Origin of the sequence: Psychrosphaera saromensis (assembly GCF_002954545.1) — a bacterium.
Taxonomy (GTDB): domain Bacteria; phylum Pseudomonadota; class Gammaproteobacteria; order Enterobacterales; family Alteromonadaceae; genus Psychrosphaera; species Psychrosphaera saromensis.
In genome coordinates this window covers 989,189-1,009,490 of sequence record NZ_MSCH01000003.1, presented here as the reverse complement: position 1 = coordinate 1,009,490, position 20,302 = coordinate 989,189, and the positions used below count along the sequence as shown (strand labels likewise).

Annotated in this window: 25 protein-coding genes; 4 read left to right on the top strand and 21 right to left on the bottom strand. The window is 39.1% G+C overall.

Features of this window, described 5'->3' with window-relative positions; all coding sequences use genetic code 11:
- Window positions 1-7: 7 nt before the first annotated feature.
- The 17 genes from rpsH to BTO11_RS04610 form a co-directional block, all read right to left on the bottom strand.
- Window positions 8-400, bottom strand: coding sequence for a 30S ribosomal protein S8 (gene rpsH, locus BTO11_RS04690; protein ID WP_105051502.1), 393 nt, complete (start codon window positions 398-400; stop codon window positions 8-10).
- Window positions 401-420: 20 nt separating this feature from the next.
- Complete coding sequence (rpsN, locus tag BTO11_RS04685) at window positions 421-726, bottom strand: 30S ribosomal protein S14 (protein ID WP_105051501.1); 306 nt, start codon at window positions 724-726, stop codon at window positions 421-423.
- Between the two features lie 11 nt (window positions 727-737).
- The gene (gene rplE, locus BTO11_RS04680) at window positions 738-1,277 is read right to left on the bottom strand and encodes a 50S ribosomal protein L5 (protein WP_105051500.1); all 540 of its coding nucleotides are present in this window, start codon (window positions 1,275-1,277) and stop codon (window positions 738-740) included.
- Window positions 1,278-1,291: 14 nt separating this feature from the next.
- Window positions 1,292-1,606, bottom strand: a complete 315-nt coding sequence (rplX, locus tag BTO11_RS04675) for a 50S ribosomal protein L24 (RefSeq protein WP_105051499.1) — start codon at window positions 1,604-1,606, stop codon at window positions 1,292-1,294.
- A gap of 10 nt (window positions 1,607-1,616) precedes the next feature.
- Entirely contained in the window at window positions 1,617-1,985 is a 369-nt protein-coding gene (gene rplN, locus BTO11_RS04670) for a 50S ribosomal protein L14 (RefSeq protein WP_105051498.1), read from the bottom strand.
- A gap of 292 nt (window positions 1,986-2,277) precedes the next feature.
- On the bottom strand, window positions 2,278-2,532 hold the full coding sequence (rpsQ, locus tag BTO11_RS04665; protein WP_105051497.1) for a 30S ribosomal protein S17: 255 nt from the start codon (window positions 2,530-2,532) through the stop codon (window positions 2,278-2,280).
- Window positions 2,532-2,726 (bottom strand): 50S ribosomal protein L29, encoded by a 195-nt coding sequence (gene rpmC / locus BTO11_RS04660; protein ID WP_105051496.1) that lies wholly within the window; start codon window positions 2,724-2,726, stop codon window positions 2,532-2,534. The genes rpsQ and rpmC overlap by 1 nt, the downstream gene beginning before the upstream one ends.
- On the bottom strand, window positions 2,726-3,139 hold the full coding sequence (gene rplP, locus BTO11_RS04655) for a 50S ribosomal protein L16 (RefSeq protein WP_105051495.1): 414 nt from the start codon (window positions 3,137-3,139) through the stop codon (window positions 2,726-2,728). The genes rpmC and rplP overlap by 1 nt, the downstream gene beginning before the upstream one ends.
- Window positions 3,140-3,149: 10 nt before the next feature.
- A complete protein-coding gene (gene rpsC, locus BTO11_RS04650) occupies window positions 3,150-3,854 on the bottom strand; it encodes a 30S ribosomal protein S3 (RefSeq protein WP_105051494.1) in 705 nt (234 codons plus the stop codon).
- An 11-nt stretch (window positions 3,855-3,865) separates the two neighbouring features.
- Entirely contained in the window at window positions 3,866-4,195 is a 330-nt protein-coding gene (gene rplV, locus BTO11_RS04645; RefSeq protein WP_105051493.1) for a 50S ribosomal protein L22, read from the bottom strand.
- 9 nt (window positions 4,196-4,204) lie between these two features.
- Window positions 4,205-4,483, bottom strand: coding sequence for a 30S ribosomal protein S19 (gene rpsS / locus BTO11_RS04640; protein WP_105051492.1), 279 nt, complete (start codon window positions 4,481-4,483; stop codon window positions 4,205-4,207).
- 16 nt (window positions 4,484-4,499) lie between these two features.
- The gene (gene rplB / locus BTO11_RS04635; protein ID WP_105051491.1) at window positions 4,500-5,324 is read right to left on the bottom strand and encodes a 50S ribosomal protein L2; all 825 of its coding nucleotides are present in this window, start codon (window positions 5,322-5,324) and stop codon (window positions 4,500-4,502) included.
- 14 nt (window positions 5,325-5,338) lie between these two features.
- Window positions 5,339-5,644 (bottom strand): 50S ribosomal protein L23, encoded by a 306-nt coding sequence (rplW, locus tag BTO11_RS04630; protein ID WP_105051490.1) that lies wholly within the window; start codon window positions 5,642-5,644, stop codon window positions 5,339-5,341.
- Window positions 5,641-6,246, bottom strand: coding sequence for a 50S ribosomal protein L4 (gene rplD, locus BTO11_RS04625; RefSeq protein WP_105051489.1), 606 nt, complete (start codon window positions 6,244-6,246; stop codon window positions 5,641-5,643). The genes rplW and rplD overlap by 4 nt, the downstream gene beginning before the upstream one ends.
- Window positions 6,247-6,260: 14 nt before the next feature.
- Window positions 6,261-6,899 (bottom strand): 50S ribosomal protein L3, encoded by a 639-nt coding sequence (gene rplC, locus BTO11_RS04620; protein ID WP_105051488.1) that lies wholly within the window; start codon window positions 6,897-6,899, stop codon window positions 6,261-6,263.
- 24 nt (window positions 6,900-6,923) lie between these two features.
- Window positions 6,924-7,235 (bottom strand): 30S ribosomal protein S10, encoded by a 312-nt coding sequence (gene rpsJ, locus BTO11_RS04615; protein WP_105051487.1) that lies wholly within the window; start codon window positions 7,233-7,235, stop codon window positions 6,924-6,926.
- A gap of 430 nt (window positions 7,236-7,665) precedes the next feature.
- Window positions 7,666-9,435, bottom strand: coding sequence for an acyl-CoA dehydrogenase C-terminal domain-containing protein (locus BTO11_RS04610; protein WP_105051486.1), 1,770 nt, complete (start codon window positions 9,433-9,435; stop codon window positions 7,666-7,668).
- A gap of 218 nt (window positions 9,436-9,653) precedes the next feature.
- On the opposite strand from BTO11_RS04610, the gene BTO11_RS04605 reads away from it, so the two are divergent.
- Entirely contained in the window at window positions 9,654-10,103 is a 450-nt protein-coding gene (locus BTO11_RS04605) for a YaiI/YqxD family protein (protein WP_105051485.1), read from the top strand.
- A 72-nt stretch (window positions 10,104-10,175) separates the two neighbouring features.
- On the opposite strand, the gene BTO11_RS04600 is transcribed toward BTO11_RS04605, so the two are convergent.
- Entirely contained in the window at window positions 10,176-11,087 is a 912-nt protein-coding gene (locus tag BTO11_RS04600; RefSeq protein ID WP_105051484.1) for a bifunctional GNAT family N-acetyltransferase/hotdog fold thioesterase, read from the bottom strand.
- Between the two features lie 108 nt (window positions 11,088-11,195).
- Between BTO11_RS04600 and BTO11_RS04595 the strand changes: the two genes are divergently transcribed.
- Complete coding sequence (locus BTO11_RS04595; RefSeq protein WP_105051483.1) at window positions 11,196-11,918, top strand: spermidine synthase; 723 nt, start codon at window positions 11,196-11,198, stop codon at window positions 11,916-11,918.
- A gap of 64 nt (window positions 11,919-11,982) precedes the next feature.
- Here BTO11_RS04595 and ubiK read toward each other — a convergent pair whose 3' ends face one another.
- Together ubiK and traF are read right to left on the bottom strand one after the other, a co-directional pair.
- Window positions 11,983-12,222, bottom strand: a complete 240-nt coding sequence (gene ubiK / locus BTO11_RS04590) for a ubiquinone biosynthesis accessory factor UbiK (protein ID WP_105051482.1) — start codon at window positions 12,220-12,222, stop codon at window positions 11,983-11,985.
- Window positions 12,223-12,320: 98 nt separating this feature from the next.
- Window positions 12,321-13,829 carry a conjugal transfer protein TraF gene (gene traF / locus BTO11_RS04585; RefSeq protein ID WP_181135840.1) on the bottom strand — a complete coding sequence of 503 codons (1,509 nt, stop codon included), beginning with the start codon at window positions 13,827-13,829 and terminating at the stop codon, window positions 12,321-12,323.
- A gap of 167 nt (window positions 13,830-13,996) precedes the next feature.
- On the opposite strand from traF, the gene rep reads away from it, so the two are divergent.
- A complete protein-coding gene (gene rep / locus BTO11_RS04580; protein WP_105051480.1) occupies window positions 13,997-16,012 on the top strand; it encodes a DNA helicase Rep in 2,016 nt (671 codons plus the stop codon).
- A gap of 88 nt (window positions 16,013-16,100) precedes the next feature.
- On the opposite strand, the gene BTO11_RS04575 is transcribed toward rep, so the two are convergent.
- Window positions 16,101-16,493 (bottom strand): c-type cytochrome, encoded by a 393-nt coding sequence (locus BTO11_RS04575; RefSeq protein ID WP_105051479.1) that lies wholly within the window; start codon window positions 16,491-16,493, stop codon window positions 16,101-16,103.
- Between the two features lie 658 nt (window positions 16,494-17,151).
- Here BTO11_RS04575 and polA point away from each other — a divergent pair.
- Window positions 17,152-19,971, top strand: coding sequence for a DNA polymerase I (gene polA / locus BTO11_RS04570; RefSeq protein ID WP_105051478.1), 2,820 nt, complete (start codon window positions 17,152-17,154; stop codon window positions 19,969-19,971).
- The last annotated feature ends 331 nt before the right edge of the window (window positions 19,972-20,302 follow it).

Below are 20,302 nucleotides of genomic sequence, written 5' to 3'. Positions count from 1 at the left end.
ACTCCTATTAAGCTACGTAGCCGATGATTTCGCCGCCGATACCCGCTTTACGAGCAGCACGGTCAGTCATCAAACCTTTCGATGTTGATACGATAGCTACGCCAAGACCACCCATTACTTTAGGTAGGTCTCCAGTCTTCTTATATATACGAAGACCAGGGCGGCTAACGCGTTTAATTGTTTCTATTACTGGATTACCTTCAAAGTATTTCAAAGTAACGTTTAGCTCACGCTTAACATCACCTGACACTTCGTAACCAGCAATAAAACCTTCGCTCTTCAAAAGTTCAGCTAACGCTGTTTTCAACTTTGATGAAGGCATAGTAACGGCAACCTTGTTAGACATTTGGCCGTTACGAACGCGGGTGAACATATCCGCGATAGGATCTTGCATGCTCATCTTTCAATACTCCCAGATTCTTACCAAGAAGCCTTTTTAAGGCCTGGAACTTCACCACGCATAGCTGCTTCACGAAGTTTAATACGGCTTAAGCCGAACTTACGTAAAAAGCCATGAGGACGACCGGTCACGTTACAACGATTACGTTGACGCGAGGCACTTGAATCACGAGGAAGCTCTTGAAGCTTAAGCACTGCTGCCCAACGATCTTCATCTGACGTGTTAACGTCACTGATAGTAGCCTTTAATTCGGCACGTTTAGCAGCAAATTTAGCAACTAATTTAGTACGCTTTACATCGCGTGCTTTCATTGATTGTTTAGCCATAACTCTACACCTTATCCTTTAAATGGGAAGCCGAAAGCAGCTAACAAAGCATGACCTTCTTCATTTGATCCAGCTGAAGTAGTAATTGTGATATCTAAACCACGAATTTTATCTACTTTATCGAAATCAATTTCCGGAAAGATTATTTGCTCACGTACACCCATACTATAGTTACCACGACCATCGAATGATTTCGGGTTTAAACCACGAAAGTCACGTACACGAGGTAGTGCAATAGTAATAAGGCGTTCTAAAAAGTCCCACATACGCTCACCGCGTAGAGTTACCTTGGCACCGATCGGGTATCCTTCACGGATTTTGAAACCAGCAACTGATTTTCTAGCTTTTGTTACTACAGGCTTTTGACCGGCAATTGCTTGCATGTCTCCAGTTGCAGCTTCAAGAACTTTCTTATCAGCTAGGGCTTCACCCAGACCCATGTTCAGGGTAATTTTCTCAAGTCGAGGGACTTGCATGACAGATGTGTAGCCGAACTGTTTAACTAGTTCAGGCACTACGCTGTCTTTATAAGTATCATGCAGTTTCGCCATCGTATACTCCAAGATTAGATAGTTTTACCATTAGATTTGAAGAAACGAATTTTGTTTCCGTCTTCAAATTTAAATCCAACACGATCTGCTTTCCCAGTTTCTGGGTTAACAACCGCAACATTTGATACGTTGATAGACGCTTCTTTCTCAATAATCCCACCAGGCTGCTGTAACTGTGGTACAGGCTTAGTGTGCTTCTTGATCAGATTGATCCCTTCAACGATTACTCGTTCAGTACCAGCGATAACTTTCAAAACTTTACCAGTTTTTCCTTTATCTTTGCCAGCAATAACGATGACTTCATCATCACGACGAATTTTGCTTGCCATGTTTAGCTCCTTAAATTACTTCAGGTGCCAAGGACACGATTTTCATAAACTTGTCATTACGTAATTCACGTGTAACAGGTCCGAAAATACGAGTACCAATTGGCTGCAAGTTGGCGTTCAATATAACAGCTGCATTACTATCGAAACGGATGGATTGACCATCTGAACGACGTACAGGTGCTTTAGTGCGAACTACCACCGCGTTAAGAACATCACCTTTTTTAACTTTACCACGAGGAATTGCTTCCTTAACGGTAACTTTAATGATATCGCCTACACGGGCGTAACGTCGGTGAGAGCCACCTAGAACCTTAATACACTGTACGCGACGTGCACCGCTGTTGTCAGCCACATCAAGCGTAGTTTGCATTTGGATCATGTTTAGTGCTCCACTATTAATTTACTTTTACTGCCCTTTCGGACAAAGCTTACCTTCAAACCTCTTTACGAGGTTACCCTCAAAAAGGGCGCGCAAGTGTAACTGAACGTCCAAACAAATTCAACCAATGATTTGAATATGTTTAAGATTTGTTCAACTGCGCAAGAAAATATAAACCATGACCTCAATGCAAAGAAGTAAGGGTTAAAATACAGGTTAAATATCACACTGTATCTGTATAAAAAAACCGGAGCTAAGCTCCGGTTTTCATTACAAAAGTTCTTTAATTAAATTAAAGCGCTTTTGCTTTTTCTATTACGTCTACTAACGTCCAAGATTTATTCTTAGACAGTGGACGACATTCACGGATAGTTACCGTGTCGCCAGTTCCACATTGGTTAGTTTCGTCATGTGCGTGCATCTTAGTTGTACGCTTAACGAATTTTCCGTAAATAGGGTGTTTTACCTTGCGTTCAATAGCAACAACAATAGACTTGTCCATTTTGTCGCTAATTACGCGGCCTTGTAATGTACGAATTTCGCTCATTACGCACCTACCTTAGTTTGTGCAATTACTGTTTTAACACGTGCAATGTTGCGACGTACTATTCTCAGTAAATGTGATTGAGCTAGTTGACCCGAAGCATGTTGCATGCGCAAGTTAAATTGCTCACGTAACAAACTTAGTAGTTCAGCATTTAGCTCTTCTACAGATTTATCTTTAAGTTCGCTAGCTTTCATTACATCACCGTTCTAGTTACAAAAGTGGTTTTGAATGGCAATTTACGTGCAGCAAGTTTAAATGCTTCACGTGCTAGTTCTTCACTAACACCATCCATTTCGTAAAGTACTTTACCAGGTTGAACTTCAGCAACCCAATATTCTACATTACCCTTACCTTTACCTTGACGAACTTCTAACGGTTTTGCCGTTATTGGTTTGTCAGGGAAAACGCGGATCCAAATTTGACCTTGACGTTTTACGTGACGTGTCATTGCTCGACGAGCTGCTTCGATTTGACGAGCAGTCATACGACCACGACCAGTAGCCTTAAGGCCGAAAGTACCAAAGCTAACTTTGTTACCGTTTTGTGCTAATCCACGGTTGCGGCCTTTATGCTGCTTACGGAATTTTGTACGTTTTGGTTGTAACATCGTCTACTCCCTACTTTGCTTTCTGGCTACGACGCTTCTTCGCTGGTTTTGGTTGTTTTGGCTCTTCAACTTGAACAGAACCGAAACCACCTAGTACTTCACCTTTAAAGATCCATACTTTCACACCGATGATGCCGTAAGTAGTTAATGCTTCAGAAGTTGCGTAGTCAATATCAGCACGTAAAGTGTGTAGAGGTACACGGCCTTCACGATACCATTCTGAACGTGCAATTTCTGCTCCGCCCAAACGACCACTAACTTCAACTTTGATACCTTTAGCGCCAATACGCATTGCATTTTGAACCGCGCGCTTCATAGCACGACGGAACATAACACGACGTTCAAGCTGACTAGAGATGCTGTCAGCTACTAGCTGTGCATCTAACTCAGGCTTGCGTATTTCTGCGATGTTGATTTGAGCAGGTACACCTGTCAATTTTGCAACAACATTACGAAGTTTTTCAACGTCTGCGCCTTTCTTACCAATAACAACACCTGGACGAGCCGTGTGTATAGTTACTTTGATAGATTTCGCTGGACGTTCAATCGTAATCTTAGATACTGAAGCGTTTTTTAATTCTTTAGTCAAAAATTGACGGACTTTTATGTCGCCATTTAAGTGACTCGCATATTCTTTAGTATTCGCGTACCAGGTAGAAACCCATGGTTTAGTGATACCTAGGCGAATACCCGTAGGATGTACTTTTTGACCCATTAGTTAATCTCCTAATCCGCTACTACAACAGTGATATGTGAAGAGCGCTTAAGAACGCGATCAGCACGACCTTTTGCACGAGTCTTGATGCGTTTCATTGTAGGACCTACGTCCACAAAGATTTTCGCAACACTAAGTTCATCGATATCTGCACCGTCGTTATGCTCAGCATTGGCGATTGCAGATTCTAAAACTTTCTTCACTAACACAGCTGCTTTTTTGTTGCTGTATGTCAAAATTTCTAACGCTTTGTCCACTGGTAGACCACGAATCTGGTCAGCTACCAAGCGAGCCTTCTGTGGAGAAGTACGGGCAAAACGATGTTTAGCTAAAGCTTCCATTTTCTACTCCTACTTCTTCTTAGCTTTCTTGTCAGCCGCGTGACCGCGGTACGTACGAGTTGGTGAAAACTCACCCAACTTGTGTCCAACCATTTCGTCAGATACATATACTGGAACGTGTTGACGACCATTATGGACAGCGATGGTCAATCCAATCATATCAGGAATGATCATTGAGCGACGAGACCAAGTTTTAATTGGTTTCTTGTTCCCGCTTTCCAAGGCTGCTTCAACCTTCTTCAGCAAGTGCAGGTCTATAAAAGGACCTTTCTTGAGAGAACGTGGCATGGTATTACCTCACTAATTATTTATTACGACGACGAACAATATACTTGTCCGTTGACTTGTTCTTACGAGTCTTAGCACCTTTAGTCGGTTTACCCCAAGGAGTAACCGGGTGACGACCACCAGAAGTACGACCTTCACCACCACCATGTGGGTGATCAACCGGGTTCATAACAACACCACGGACTGTAGGACGTACACCGCGCCAACGGCTTGCACCAGCTTTACCAAGCTTGCGAAGCATATGTTCAGCGTTACCAACTTCACCTAACGTCGCACGACAATCAGCAAGAACTTTACGCATTTCGCCAGAGCGAAGACGTACTGTTACATATTGACCATCAAATGCTAAGATTTGTACGTAAGCACCTGCAGAACGAGCAAGCTGTGCACCTTTACCAGGTTTCAACTCAACGTTATGTACTGTGCTACCTACAGGCATGTTACGCATAGGCATAGCATTACCAGGTTTAATCGGGGCATCGATACCAGACATAACTGGATCACCTGCTTTTAGACCTTTAGGCGCGATGATGTACTTACGTTCACCGTCTGCATAAAGAACTAATGCAATGTTTGCACTACGATTTGGATCATACTCTAGACGTTCTACTTTCGCAGGAATTCCGTCTTTGTTACGCTTAAAGTCCACAACACGGTAATGTTGTTTATGACCGCCACCAATGTGACGAACAGTAATACGACCGTTATTGTTACGACCACCTGATTTAGATTTTTTCTCTAAAAGAGGAGCGTATGGTGCGCCTTTATGTAACTCGGTATTTACTACCTTCGTTACGTGACGGCGACCAGGAGAAGTTGGTTTACATTTTACTAAAGCCATTTTTTAGTCTCCTATTACTCGGCTGCGCCGTCTTCAAGATCAAGAGAAGCACCTTCAGCAAGTGTCACGTAAGCTTTTTTCCAATTCTTACGACGACCCATGCGGGCACCAGTACGTTTCGCTTTACCTTTCACATTAAGTGAATTTACTTTCGTAACTTCAACTTCGAAAAGTTTTTCAACAGCAGCTTTAATTTCAGCTTTTGTAGCGTCTACAGCAACTTTGAATACTAACGTATTGTTAGCTTCATTCGCTAATGTGCTCTTTTCAGAAACATGCGGAGCTACTAATACTTTTAACAAACGTTCTTCGCTTATCATGCTAGCATCTCCTCAATTTGTTTCACGGCACCAGCAGTTACTACAACTTTATCAAACGCGATTAAACTAACCGGGTCGATTGTTGCAACGTCACGTACATCAACTTTATATAAGTTGCGTGCTGATAAGAATAAGTTCTCAGATACTTCTTCAGTTATGATAAGTACATCTTTCAAGCTCATTTCGTTTAATTTAGCAGCTAGTGCTTTAGTTTTAGGAGTTTCTAATTCGAAACTTTCTACAACTACGAAACGTTCTTGACGAACTAATTCAGATAGGATGCTTTGGATAGCACCACGATACATCTTTTTATTCACTTTTTGTGAATGGTCTTGTGGCTTTGCAGCAAATGTAACACCACCAGAACGCCATATTGGAGAACGAATAGTACCCGCACGAGCACGACCTGTTCCCTTTTGACGCCATGGTTTTATACCACCACCGCTAACTTCTGAGCGAGTTTTTTGAGCTTTAGAACCCTGACGAGCGCCTGCAGCGTATGCAGTTACTACTTGGTGAACTAATGCTTCGTTGAACTCACGACCGAAGGTAGCTTCAGAAACTTCAACAGCGCCCGTAGCGCCAGCAAAATTTAATTTCATCACTATTCTCCGGATTACGCTTTAACAGCAGGTTTAACAATGACGTCGCCGCCAATTGAACCAGGTACAGCGCCTTTAACTAATAGTAAGTTACGCTCTGCATCTACACGTACAACTTCAAGATTCTGAGTTGTTGTACGTACGTTACCCATTTGGCCAGCCATTTTCTTACCTTTAAATACACGACCTGGAGTTTGGTTTTGACCAATTGAACCCGGCGCACGGTGAGAAAGAGAGTTACCATGAGTTGCGTCTTGCATGCTGAAATTCCAGCGCTTAACACCACCTTGGAAACCTTTACCTTTTGACGTGCCTGTAACGTCTACTAATTTAGCGTCATTAAATACTTCTACAGTAATTTCGCTACCAACTGCGATATCGTCGCCTTCACCTGCAGCTAAGCGAAATTCCCACATACCACGGCCAGCTTCAACACCTGCTTTCGCAAAGTGTCCTGCTTGTGCCTTAGTTACGCGGTTCGCTTTTTTTGTGCCAGCAGTTACTTGCAATGCGCGATAACCGTCGGTTTCTTCGTTACGGATTTGAGTAACACGGTTAGGTGTTGCTTCTATTACCGTAACAGGAATTGATACACCATCTTCAGTGAAGATACGTGTCATTCCTACTTTACGTCCGACTAGACCTATAGTCATTTTGAAACCCCTTTAATCTCTCGATTAACCCAGACTGATCTGAACATCTACACCAGCAGCAAGATCTAAACGCATTAATGCATCAACAGTTTTTTCCGTTGGTTCAACAATGTCGATTAAACGCTTGTGCGTACGAATTTCATATTGGTCACGCGCATCTTTATTTACATGCGGAGATACCAATATAGTGAAGCGTTCTTTACGAGTTGGCAGTGGAATAGGACCACGAACCTGCGCGCCTGTACGCTTAGCCGTTTCTACGATTTCTTGTGTTGACGCATCGATTAAACGATGGTCGAACGCTTTCAATCGGATACGAATACGTTGACTGTTCATTACTTACCTCAAAAGAGCATTTTAGAAAGAGCATAAAAAAACATCGCATTAGTTTTCTTTAAAGGAAACCTAAGCGGTGTAAATTTATCTATTAATTAGATTCCTAATTGGAACCTCTGTATCGACTAACATATCGCTAGTCATTCAAACCAATCAAAAGAACATTTTAATTATTGGTTTGCCCATACAATTGCAACAAGTACAAAATGGGAGTGCGCATTCTATAGATTCTGATTATAAATGCAACAGGTAATTGGTATTTAGATAAATTAATTCAATGCAGGTGTGATTAGTTAGATTTAATGCTGAGGATGTTTGGATAAACTAACCCTCCTGCCTAAGAACAGGCCGGAAGGATAGTAAGGAATAGCTAGATTAATTGATATTTATTGGTTTCAGCTCAATAAATACTTCTGCTATTAAAAGATTATTAGAAATCTTCTAATTCAAACTGATATAAATTATCAGCGCCAGATTCAATTTGTAGTTTTAAGCTCATGATCTTCGGCAATACTCTGGCAAAATAGTATTTACCTGTTTTCACTTTAGATTGAGCCAACATTTTGTCATCTATGCTGTTGGCTGAGACCATCATTTTAGCCCACATATAACCAAACATAACATAGCCAAACAAATGCAAGTACTCCACCGACGCAGCGCCTAGCTCATCAGGGTTAGTAGATGCCTTTTTTAACACATCAACAGTTACCGCAGATAACAAGTCAACGGCTGCTATCAGTTGGGCTAACTCATCTGGGAAACTTGCTTCATTCTGTTTAGCAAATTCAATCACTTCTTTTGCTAATAAATTCGCAGTATGGCCATTATCCATAGCGACCTTACGGCCTATGAGATCGAGTGCTTGTACACCATTCGTCCCTTCATAAATTTGAGTAATACGACAATCTCTAACAAGTTGCTCTTGCCCCCACTCGCGAATGTAACCATGCCCACCAAACACTTGCTGACCGGCAACACATGAATCAAAGCCCATGTCTGTAACAAATGCTTTCGCAATTGGCGTTAATAGCTGACCTTTATCGTATGCGGTTTTGACTGCATCCGCATCATCTGAAAATTTAGCAATATCGAGTTGCATCGCAACATAAGTATTAAATGCTCTTGCGCCTTCGTTTAAAGCTTTCATGTTTAATAACATTCTACGAACATCTGGATGAACGATAATTGGCTGAGGCTTTTTATCTGCGGTTTTAATTGCCCCCTTACCTTGCTTTCTATCTATAGCGTATTCCAACGCATTTTGATAAGAACGCTCTGATGCGCCTAACCCTTGAATCCCCACAAACAAGCGCTCGTAGTTCATCATAGTGAACATGCAGGCTAACCCTTTATTTTCTTCACCAACTAAATAACCTTTAGCGTCATCAAAGTTCATTACACAGGTTGAACTGCCATGAATACCCATTTTATGTTCAATAGAGCCACAACCTAGTGTATTAAGTTCACCTAATGAGCCATCTTCATTGACATTATATTTTGGTACTATAAATAAAGATATGCCTCTAGAGCCTTCTGGAGCGCCTGGTAATTTGGCTAATACTAAATGAATAATATTTTCTGTTAGGTCGTGATCTCCACCAGTAATGAAAATTTTGCTACCGGTTATGTTGTAGCTGTTATCATCATTTTTAACGGCTTTAGTTTTAATTAAACCTAAGTCGGTTCCAGCATGAGCTTCGGTTAAGCACATACTGCCCGTCCATGTTCCTGCATACATATTTGGTAAATAAATGTTTTTTAATTCTTCTGATGCATGGGCATGAATAGATACACATGCGCCAGCAGTTAAACCTGAATACAAAGAAAAGCCAAGATCGGCACCACACATCATTTCTTCATGCATAGCTGATAACATTTTAGGCATGCCCATACCGCCATACTCAGGATCGCCAGCTAAACCAACCCAGCCGCCTTCTGATACTACGTTATAAGCCTCTTTAAAGCCTTTAGGTGTTGTTACTTTACCGTCAACCCAAGTCACGCCTTCTTCATCTGCTGCACGACTATTTGGTGCGATAACACCTTCTGTTACTTTGGCACTTTCTTGTAAAATGGCGTTTGCAGTTTCGCGATCAATGCTTTCTGCTAATTGGGCATTACCTTGCCAAAATTTATCCGCCTTAAATACGTCAAATAATAAAAAGTTCATGTCATTTACAGGGGCAGAATATTTACTCATTTTTTTCACTCATTGATCAAAAGTTAACAAACTATACATTAAGAATAAATTAAAACAAACGTTTGAATGTATTCTCACCGACTTAACAAACACTATAGGAAATATAGCTGATAGTTTGAGTTTTTCTTATTGTTAGTATTAATAAACGATAGATAAATTAGTAAAAATACAACAGAATTCAAACTAGGTGTTCTAATAACAGAAAAGTAATAACAACTATGACTATTTGGGTTGATGCGGATGCTTGTCCACTTCCAGCAAAAGAAATTTTATTTAAGGCTGCAGAACGAACAAAAACACAGTTAATTTTAGTGGCAAATCAATATATTAAAATTCCACCATCACAGTTTATTCAAATGATACAAGTGCCAAGCGGGTTTGATGTTGCCGATGATGAAATTGTAAAGCGCGCACAACCTAGTGACTTAGTAATAACGTCGGATATTCCCTTAGCGGCTGAGATTGTAGAAAAAGGTGCATTAGCGTTAAACCCTAGGGGTGAGCTTTATACCACCAGCAATATTAAACAAATACTTAATATGCGCGACTTTATGGATACCATGCGTTCAAGCGGGATTAATAGCACAGGGCAACCAAAGTACGGTGATAAAGATAAGCAGCAGTTTGCTAACCAACTCGATCAATGGCTGGCAAAGTCAGCTCGTTAAATCAAAAAAGCAGTGATAGATATCACTGCTTTTTATTAACCAACACACTGCCACTATATTGCAAAGCAGTAACTAATCTTCAATCTTCTCTTTTGGCATAACCACGTACTGTCCAATAAATTCAGCAACTGGTGTTACATCGTCTAACACTTCTACCTTTACTGTTATTCTGGCTTTTTGATTATTCTCTAACGGTTTAAAGTCACCTTCTATATTCTCAAAGTTGGCAATTGAGCGAGGTAATTCTGTAACGGGTTTATGATAATGAATATCCGCATCGGCCAGTACAATATCACCTTCTATTTTCTGCTCTTTCATCATCAGGTGAACTAACCCCCACCCAGTTAAGGTGGCTAATGAATAAATACTGCCAGCAAACATAGTGCCTTGTAAGTTCATTTTTGGATTTAGTGCCGCTCTCGTTTCAAACGTAGAACCTGTATATTGGAATACTCGTATTCCCATTAACTGAGTTATTGGTATTTGTTGATGCCAAATATTTTGTAAATCTAAACACCATTGAGGGTTTCGGATAATGACTTCCACCCCCTCTAACGGTTTACACATTTGCATATGTGGGATTTGACCAAATATCTCTGGTGCTTCACCGGTTACGTGATAACCTAAATTTTCATAGAAATTTGTCGCGCTTTTACGAGCATTTAAAATAACCCGTTTAACACTCTCTTGTCGTGCTATTGCTTCTAAAGACTCCAGCATGATAGTTGCCAAGCCTTTACGCCTATGTTGCTCAATAACAGCCATATAGCGGATTTGTCCTTCATCCGTATTAACTATATGTAATCGTGCAACGCCAACAACCTTACCTTGATCATCAATGACCATTCGATGCCAAGCGTGTTGTTCATACTCATCTTTCTCTGATCCTCTAGGCTCCTGTAAAGGCGCTCTTAATACCTGCCAACGGATTTCGTAGTAATGTTCCCACTCTTCCTCTGTCTGTGGAGCAACCACTTGATACATATATACCCTCTGCCTAATTCAAAACACTGTTATTTTTATGTTTATATTTTTTATTATTTATTATTTACGTTACAAATAACTTAACCTTTGAACCATTTAAGACTATTCATGAACTTAGCGCAAACACTATCTCCAGATAAACAAGCTAAACTGGTTTATATGGATAGCAGTTTAAATGACAGAATCACCATATATAAAAATGAAAACTACACTTGGCTGTTAGTCCGAGACGTCATTCAAAGTGCCATAGAGAACCAGAGACCGTATCGCCCGATTCTTCCCCATTGCTTTGTAATGCTATTGCCTATGCTTCATCATAAAACACCTAATTCGATTCTGGAACTAGGTGGGGGCGGTCTTGCTATACAACGCTACCTAAGTTACGCCTACCCTTCAATTAAGGTAACCAGTATTGAAGGAAGTCAGAAGATTATAGATGTAGTTGATGAGTATTTTCCGGCCATAGACCAACCATCAGTTATTAAACAAGATGCCTTTAGCTTTATCGATACCGCTCATCAAAACCAAACACATTACGATTGGATTATATCCGACCTTTTCCAAGGTGATGAATCACCTATATTGATTAAAAACCAACGATTGTTTAAACAACTTTACGATCTAATAAACCCAAATGGTTGGTTAATAATAAACTGCTTAATTGATAACGATGAGGAGGTCATGCTGTTAGGGGATTATTTGAAGCAGGCATTCAATTATAAACACTATATTTTTGCCGTACCTAATATGCAAAATCATATATTAATGGTCAATAAGATTGAAGACTTCAGTTTTCCTGAAGATATTGAATTATGGAATAAAGCTAAGTAACACATTTTGTAAATATGCTACTTATTTATACTGGAGAGTTAATACAAAACTTTCTTAAGGAAAGTTACTTATTTTTTAACTCTTCAACTATGGCTTCAAGCTGTTCCAACTTTGCACGAGTACGTGCTAATACCTGAGTCTGCACATCAAATTCTTCTCGGCTAACCACATCTAATTGAGTGAGTTTAGCTTGCAGAACTGCTTTGACTTTTTCTTCAACATTGTCAGCTATGTTTTTAACCCCAGGAGGGATTGCATTCGTTATTTGCTCAGCTAATTGCTCTATTTTTTTAGCGTTTAACATAGTGTGATTCTCGTAATATTTATTATTGGTAAGATAATACAAAAAAAGGCCAACAAATGTTGGCCTTTATCATGTATTTTATTAATTTTACTTACTGGTTACCAAGTGATCATCGCTTGCAAGCCGCCACCAACTTCTTCTTCAGAAGCTTGTAAACCTAAATCAAACTGAACAGGTCCTAGATAAATACCAGCACCGGCGGTAACTAAACCATCTGCTTCTGACGTACGAGCGGCTAATTCATCGGTTGTGATTAGGTTATGTCTATAACCAACTCTTAACTCAATAAAGTCCCAAGCATTGATAATTGCACCTAAACTTGCGTATTGAGTACCTTTGAAAAATTCAGTGCCATCAGCATAGTGTGGTCCTTTAGATTCCGTTACATCAACATCCGCAGCTAAACGATACCAACCACCGTTATAACTGGTGCCAATTCTAACTTGAGGTTTCACTTCAAAGATCAACTCTTCCTGCCCAGCTTGTAATCCTGCTGGGTTAGTTGTTATCGTCACGCCATTTAAGTTCTTAACGGATATACCAACACGCCACTTATCAGCTGAGTCTAACGCTAAAATTGCACCTATATCTGCAGTAACAAAGTCTTCTTCACTTTTATACGCATCGCCATCAAGGTTATCTTCATCAAAACCAGCAGTAGACGCTTGGTAATCATAAAACTCTAGATGGACGGCTTTAAATGTTGCACCAACACTCAGTACTTTCCCACCGTCTAACTTCCAGTTACTACCTAAAGTCATGCCAGCTTCAGCCCAACCAATTGCAGCAAAGCGAGTGTTAGATTTCAAATCTTCGTCATTGAAAGTAATACTTTGAGTTTCTGTATCAAAAATATCAGCGAAGTCTGTTTCAATACCAACCTGTGTATTTTTAGCGTCTTCTGCTATTGCTTCCGCTTCGTCTACTAATAATTGTGCGTCATTAATATCGTCCTGTGTCGCGTTGCCTGCCTCATACGACTCTTGAATTGCAGCTAACTCAGCTTCTTTTACTTTTAAATCATCATAGAGTGGGCGAACATCATCAATTAACACTTGACCTAACTCTGTAAAACGACGAAACATAGAAGTATCTTCTTCCGCTATATTTACCGTACCACCGACCACTACTTGAGTATTCACTTGGAATGACATGGCAAAGGTTTCAAATGACATACCTAAACCGCCATTTATACCAAGGCCAAGGTTCATGCCTGCACCATCTAATTTTTCAACTGACGTCACTAACTGATTAGCAGTATCAACATTATTTTGTAACGCTGCTTTATCACCTTCCAGCAAATCTACATCTGAAAAACCGTCAAATGACTCTGTATCTTCTGAGAATTGGTCCATGGTATCGATAGCATCATTTTGCTCATTTACTCGAAGTGAGCCATTTAATACAAAGAAAAAGTCTTCTTCTGTACCAGCTGCTGAGCCAATAAGAGCTGGATTATAGTTTGCGGCTGCAGACCAATGTGCATAAGTCGTCCCTGCGCTTCCGTAACCCATAGAGCGGCCGGTTTGAAAAAAGTAATCAAATGCAGATGCCGAGGTACTTGTTAATGCCACCAATGTTGCAATAGTTAATGTTGACTTTTTCATGAGTTCTCCTAGAAAAAAGTAAATCTTATACCAATGTTCATAATAGTAAATAAACCTAATTATTCGAGGTATTAACCCAATTAAATTAACTTCTATCGAATTACAGTTATTCTGCATATTGTCATATTTATTTGATAATATCCCGCACTTAATTAAAAGGGAACCACGTGAAATTAAATCCAGAACAAGAATTAGCCGTTACATATGTGGATGGCCCATGCTTAGTATTAGCTGGTGCCGGTTCTGGCAAAACCCGAGTTATCATAAATAAAATCGGCCATCTTATTGAAAACTGTAATGTTCCTGCAAATAAAATTGCAGCGGTTACGTTCACCAATAAAGCCGCTCGTGAAATGAGAGAACGTGTTAATCAGTCGATTGAAAAACATAAAGTGAAAGGTTTACAAATATCAACATTTCACACTTTAGGCTTAAATATAATAAAAAAAGAGATAAAAATACTTGGATATAAATCAAATTTTTCATTATTTGACGACCAAGATTGCTTTGCGTTATTAAAAGAACTCACTGAAGTCGAGTTACAAGAAGACAAAGAAAGCATTTACCAGTTAATTAAGCATATCTCTAACTGGAAAAATGAATTAATGCTGCCGCAAGCGGCCATAAGTCAGGCAGAAGATTCTGAAACGGCGTTGTATGCTGAGCTATATCAGCGTTATCAATCTCAAATGAGAGCGTATAACGCGTTGGACTTTGACGACTTAATACTAATCCCTACCTTATTATTTAGAAATTACCCTGAAGTAATTGCTCGTTGGCAGGAAAAAATTCAATATCTACTAGTGGATGAATATCAAGATACCAACACCAGTCAGTATGAACTGGTTAAGATGTTAGTTGGTAAGCGCGCTCACTTCACAGTAGTTGGCGATGATGACCAATCTATCTATTCATGGCGTGGCGCTAAACCACAAAACTTAGTGTTATTAAGCAAAGATTTTCCCAACTTAAACTTAATAAAGCTGGAACAAAACTACCGCTCGGTAGGCTGTGTACTACACGCGGCAAATGTTCTAATTGATAAAAACCCGCACGTTTTTGATAAAAAACTCAAAACGACGATGGAATACGGTAACCCTATTCGAGTTATTCAAACCAAAAATGAAGACAATGAAGCTGAGCGAGTTATTGCCGAAATTATTGGTCACCGATTTACCAACAAAACACATTATGGTGATTACGCAATTTTGTATCGCGGTAACCACCAAAGTCGTATTTTTGAAAAGCTGCTAACCACAAATAGAATTCCTTATAAAATAAGCGGCGGAACGTCATTCTTCTCTCGTCCAGAAATTAAAGACATCATGGCGTATTTACGCTTAGTCGTTAACCAAGATGACGACAATGCATTTCTACGTGTTGTGAATACACCCAGGCGTCAAATAGGCCCTGTTACATTAGAAAAGCTTGGCCATTTAGCCAATGACAAACACATCAGCTTGTTTGAAGCGTCATTTGATAATGCTTTTATTGGTATGATTTCGGGTCCAGCCAAATCAGCCATTCAATATTTTACCCGCTGGATTGTAGAAATAAGCGATCAGGTATTACGTAGTGAACCGCTTGATGCGGTGAAAGAGTTATTAAAAGGCATTCATTACGAAGACTGGCTATTTGAAACCAGCGCTAGCCCTAAAGCGGCAGAAATGAGAATGAAAAATGTCAGTGAGTTATATAAGTGGGTAACTCAAATGTTACAAGGCGACAGTGAGCATGAACCATTAACATTACTCGAAACTGTAAATAAATTAGCTCTACGCGACATGATGGAAAGAAACGAAGATGAAGACGAGAGTAATAATCAAGTTCAGTTAATGACAATGCACGCGTCGAAAGGTTTAGAGTTCCCATACGTCTTTATGGTGGGTATGGAAGAAGGATTCCTACCTCATCAGTCTAGTATTGACGAAGACAACATTGAAGAAGAAAGACGTTTAGCCTACGTTGGGATCACTAGAGCACAAAAAGAGTTGGTGTTAACTTACACCAAGGAGCGTCGTCAATATGGTGAGACTGTTATAAGTGAACCATCAAGGTTTATTGAGGAGCTTGATCAGAAAGATCTTCGCTGGGAAAAAACAGGGCAAGTTGTACCACAAGAACAACGTCAGCAAAAAAATAAAGCCAACATAGCTAATTTGCGATCTATGTTACAAAAATAAATATATCAAACCGCAAACACAAAAAAGCCAATCATCAGATTGGCTTTTTTTATGCTAGATGTAATTACATCCAGTAATAATTTAAAAACTAGCTTTTAGTCATAAAATCAATTGCAGCTTTAATTTCATCACTTGAACACGCCATGCATGTTCCTTTTGGAGGCATCGCATTAAAACCATTGATTGCATGTTTTAATAATACATCTATACCTTGTGCCATTCTTGGAGCCCATGCTGCTGCATCACCGTTTTTAGGTGCACCCAATGCTCCAGTTCCATGACAAGCAAAACAAGCTTGTTGATAAACTTGCTCACCAGACTTAGGTCCAGCAGGTTCTGCAGGCTTTTCAGGCTCAGCTCCAGCAAGATAAACATCTCCAACCGGTTGAATTCTTTGCTCTACAGCGCTTTTTGTAGGTTCAGTTGCTTGAACTGAAGCTATAGACAGTACAGTTAAAAGTGTTACAAGTATTTTTCTCATTCTGAGCTCACCTATTTTTTAAGATACACAGACATTGTATCTTATAAATTCTATCGATTTTACATCCATAACGATATTATGGATTTATAAGCACTATCAAATCAAGTAAATGCCTATATTTATTTAGTTTTTTATTACTAGAGGTTATTTATTATCCCAACTTTGTTATTCAATTGCTTGACCAAATAACTATTGTTAAACCTTAAACCTCACTAAATACAACCTATGCCCCTATTATAAGTAGGTTATTAAGGCTAACTGCCTCTAAACTTCTATACCTAGGATAGACGATATTAATAAAAGTACATTAAGTGTAAAAAATATTAAAAAGTCCTAGATCCAATTCGATTTTATGTGTAAATTACTCCTCCTGTTTTTCGAAACAGAACAAAAAACCAGCCCTTTAGAGATTGGTAGATGAAACACTATAATAATAAGAAATTGGAGTTGCTACTGCTACTTAACCTAAACAAATAACCTCATTTAAAATTTAAATTTTTGCTTAGCTGAATAAAGTGTTATTCACGTACTTATCCACAAGTTTAAAATGTTATACACAAATTTAATCTCCTATTGAACGCTATGCCTATAGCGGCTTTCGACATTTTATGTCATTCTTACACACTAATTTATTCAAAGTAATCTGGAAATAATCCACATGTCTAATGATCGTATTTCAGACCCGAGTTCGCCTTTAATTTTAGTTGATGGATCTTCGTACTTATTTCGTGCATATCATTCACCACCACATCTAACTAATTCTCGCGGTGAAGCCACTGGTGCTATTTATGGCGTGATCAACATGCTGAAAAGTTTAGTGCGTCAATACTCGCCTGAACAGATGATTGTTATCTTTGATGCCAAAGGCCCAACATTTAGAAATGAAATGTATTCTGAATATAAAGCCAACCGCCCTCCTATGCCGGATGACCTAAGAACTCAAATTGCACCTTTGCATAAAATTATTGAAGCAATGGGATTGCCTATTACCGCTATTGAAGGTGTAGAAGCCGATGACGTAATAGGGACAATTGCAGATCAACAATCCAAATTAGGTAATAAAGTATTAATAAGTACTGGCGATAAAGACATGGCGCAGCTTGTTAATGAACACGTTACGCTTATTAATACCATGACCAATACTATTTTGAATCCAGAAGGTGTTGAGACTAAATTTGGTGTAAAACCAGAACAAATCATTGATTACCTAGCATTAATGGGCGATAAGTCGGACAATATTCCTGGCGTTCCAGGTGTTGGTGAAAAAACAGCGGTTGGACTTATTCAAGGTTTAGGCAGCATCGATAATATTTATCAAAATCTTGATGACGTTGCAGGTTTAGGATTCCGTGGTTCAAAAACCATGAAAGCAAAATTGGTTGATAACCAAGATCAACTTAAGCTTTCTTATCAGCTAGCAACCATAAAGCTTGATGTAGACCATGGCATAACATCAGATAAGATGTTCATTCAGTCTCCAGATAAAGAAAAACTAGCCGAGCTATATAAAGAGTGTGAGTTTAAACGTTGGTTGGCAGAAGTACTTGCCGGCAATAGTAATTCAGAGCCGCCACTTGTTGGTTCAACAACAAAGCCTGCTAATACATCAATTGATGATCAAGATGAAGATAGCAGTATAGATGCAGTATCAATTAACAAAGACTTGTATCAAACCATTTTCACTCTTGAACAATGGCAATCAATCTTAGCTGAGATCAACAATGCAAAACTAATTGCATTTGATACCGAAACCACATCAATCGATTACATGGATGCCGAGCTAGTTGGTTTTTCTATTGCTTACGAATTGAATGACGACATTAAAGCGATATATGTTCCCCTTGCGCATGATTACGAAGATGCCCCGGAACAAATTTCATTGGAGCAAATAACACCAAGTTTAAAAGCCTTATTAGAAGATAAGAACATTTCCAAAGTCGGCCAAAACCTAAAGTACGACATAAATGTGTTAGCTAAATATAACCTAACCATTAAAGGTGTAGTTGGCGACACTATGTTGCAGTCGTATGTATTTAACAGCACAGCAACAAAACATAATATGGATGCTCTGGCGTTAAAATACCTTGGTCATAATTGTATTTCATTTGAAGATGTTGCAGGTAAAGGTGCTAAGCAAATAACCTTTAATCAAATTAGTATCGAAACAGCTGCACCTTATGCTGCAGAAGATGCCGACATCACATTGCGTTTATATAAATACTTTGATGAGAAATTACAAAATATTGCGCCATTAAATGAGTTAATGAAGAACATTGAACTACCTTTAATGCCTATTTTATCTCACATTGAGCATAACGGTGTATTAATAGACGCTGATCAGATGCATGCACTGAGCAGCGAGTTCTCGATAAAATTACAAGAGCTTGAGTTAAAAGCTCATGAAATTGCTGGCGAGGAGTTTAATTTAGCCTCACCAAAACAACTTCAAGTTATTCTATTTGAGAAATTAGAATTACCTATTGTAAAGAAAACCCCAAAAGGTGCGCCATCGACAGCGGAAGAAGTATTACTAGAACTTTCTCATGATTACGACTTACCAAAAGTTATTATGGAGTTTAGAGGGTTAAGTAAACTTAAATCGACCTACACAGATAAATTACCGTTAATGATCAAACCGGCAACGGGAAGAGTTCATACCTCTTATCATCAAGCAATTGCTGCAACAGGAAGATTGAGCTCTACCGATCCAAACTTACAAAACATTCCAATCAGAAATGCAAATGGTAGAAGAATAAGAGAAGCGTTTGTTGCACCACAAGGTACCAAAATAGTTGCCATCGATTATTCACAAATCGAATTACGCATCATGGCACATTTAAGTGATGATAAAGGGCTATTAACTGCCTTTGCAAATAACTTAGATATCCATAAAAAAACGGCCTCTGAAGTATTCTCAACACCTTTTGAAGAAGTAACAAAAGAACAAAGACGTGCAGCTAAAGCGGTTAACTTTGGATTAATCTATGGTATGTCCGCATTTGGTTTAGCCAGACAGCTAGATATTAAACGTGGCGAAGCACAGTCATATATAGATAAATACTTTGAACGTTTCCCTGGTGTTCTCACTTATATGGAAACGACAAGAGTCAATGCAGAGAAACAAGGTTACGTTGAGACCTTGTTTGGCAGACGCCTTTACTTACCTGACATTACTGCACGTAATGTGCCTCGTAGAAAAGCCGCTGAACGTGCCGCAATCAATGCACCAATGCAAGGTACCGCAGCTGACATTATCAAAATGGCGATGATCAATGTTTACCAATGGCTCACCTCAAATGATATACAAGGTGTGAAAATAGTAATGCAAGTACACGATGAATTGGTTTTCGAGATAGATGAAAACCTTGTTGATGAATACTTGCCAATACTTACCGATTTAATGGAAAGTGCCGCATCATTAAAAGTACCTTTAATTGCTGACTCAGGCACGGGTGATAATTGGGATCAAGCACATTAGATTAGATAAATGATAGTAAAACAAAAAGCCATGTAATTTTATTACATGGCTTTTTTTGATTTTATTCTCCAAGAAAATCGGCTGAATTCAAATAAACCTTTTATATTTTGCGGTTATTTCATTTATAAAAGCATAAAAATGAAATCTCAAACATTAGAGTTAAATTACTAATTTATCATGAAAAATATCAACCAAATGATAAGACCCCTTTAAATACAGGGATAAATAAAGAATAAAAACTCAACTAATTTAGAGTAAAGACTTTACTTTCATGTTTAAAACGTTATTATGTCCACAGTCGCTCTTATGAGTTGACCCTGTTGATATTTGA

Coding starts and splice junctions, on each gene's coding strand:
- rplV (WP_105051493.1), bottom strand. CDS start 4,195: ATGGAAGCTTTAGCTAAACATCGTTTTGCCCGTACTTCTCCACAGAAG.
- rplX (WP_105051499.1), bottom strand. CDS start 1,606: ATGGCAAGCAAAATTCGTCGTGATGATGAAGTCATCGTTATTGCTGGC.
- traF (WP_181135840.1), bottom strand. CDS start 13,829: ATGAAAAAGTCAACATTAACTATTGCAACATTGGTGGCATTAACAAGT.
- BTO11_RS04595 (WP_105051483.1), top strand. CDS start 11,196: ATGAACTTAGCGCAAACACTATCTCCAGATAAACAAGCTAAACTGGTT.
- rplP (WP_105051495.1), bottom strand. CDS start 3,139: ATGTTACAACCAAAACGTACAAAATTCCGTAAGCAGCATAAAGGCCGC.
- rplN (WP_105051498.1), bottom strand. CDS start 1,985: ATGATCCAAATGCAAACTACGCTTGATGTGGCTGACAACAGCGGTGCA.
- rpsN (WP_105051501.1), bottom strand. CDS start 726: ATGGCTAAACAATCAATGAAAGCACGCGATGTAAAGCGTACTAAATTA.
- ubiK (WP_105051482.1), bottom strand. CDS start 12,222: ATGTTAAACGCTAAAAAAATAGAGCAATTAGCTGAGCAAATAACGAAT.
- rplD (WP_105051489.1), bottom strand. CDS start 6,246: ATGAAATTAAATTTTGCTGGCGCTACGGGCGCTGTTGAAGTTTCTGAA.
- rplC (WP_105051488.1), bottom strand. CDS start 6,899: ATGACTATAGGTCTAGTCGGACGTAAAGTAGGAATGACACGTATCTTC.
- BTO11_RS04600 (WP_105051484.1), bottom strand. CDS start 11,087: ATGTATCAAGTGGTTGCTCCACAGACAGAGGAAGAGTGGGAACATTAC.
- rpsH (WP_105051502.1), bottom strand. CDS start 400: ATGAGCATGCAAGATCCTATCGCGGATATGTTCACCCGCGTTCGTAAC.
- rpsS (WP_105051492.1), bottom strand. CDS start 4,483: ATGCCACGTTCTCTCAAGAAAGGTCCTTTTATAGACCTGCACTTGCTG.
- rplB (WP_105051491.1), bottom strand. CDS start 5,324: ATGGCTTTAGTAAAATGTAAACCAACTTCTCCTGGTCGCCGTCACGTA.
- rpmC (WP_105051496.1), bottom strand. CDS start 2,726: ATGAAAGCTAGCGAACTTAAAGATAAATCTGTAGAAGAGCTAAATGCT.
- rpsC (WP_105051494.1), bottom strand. CDS start 3,854: ATGGGTCAAAAAGTACATCCTACGGGTATTCGCCTAGGTATCACTAAA.
- rplE (WP_105051500.1), bottom strand. CDS start 1,277: ATGGCGAAACTGCATGATACTTATAAAGACAGCGTAGTGCCTGAACTA.
- rpsQ (WP_105051497.1), bottom strand. CDS start 2,532: ATGAGCGAAATTCGTACATTACAAGGCCGCGTAATTAGCGACAAAATG.
- BTO11_RS04610 (WP_105051486.1), bottom strand. CDS start 9,435: ATGAGTAAATATTCTGCCCCTGTAAATGACATGAACTTTTTATTATTT.
- BTO11_RS04575 (WP_105051479.1), bottom strand. CDS start 16,493: ATGAGAAAAATACTTGTAACACTTTTAACTGTACTGTCTATAGCTTCA.
- polA (WP_105051478.1), top strand. CDS start 17,152: ATGTCTAATGATCGTATTTCAGACCCGAGTTCGCCTTTAATTTTAGTT.
- rplW (WP_105051490.1), bottom strand. CDS start 5,644: ATGATAAGCGAAGAACGTTTGTTAAAAGTATTAGTAGCTCCGCATGTT.
- rpsJ (WP_105051487.1), bottom strand. CDS start 7,235: ATGAACAGTCAACGTATTCGTATCCGATTGAAAGCGTTCGACCATCGT.
- BTO11_RS04605 (WP_105051485.1), top strand. CDS start 9,654: ATGACTATTTGGGTTGATGCGGATGCTTGTCCACTTCCAGCAAAAGAA.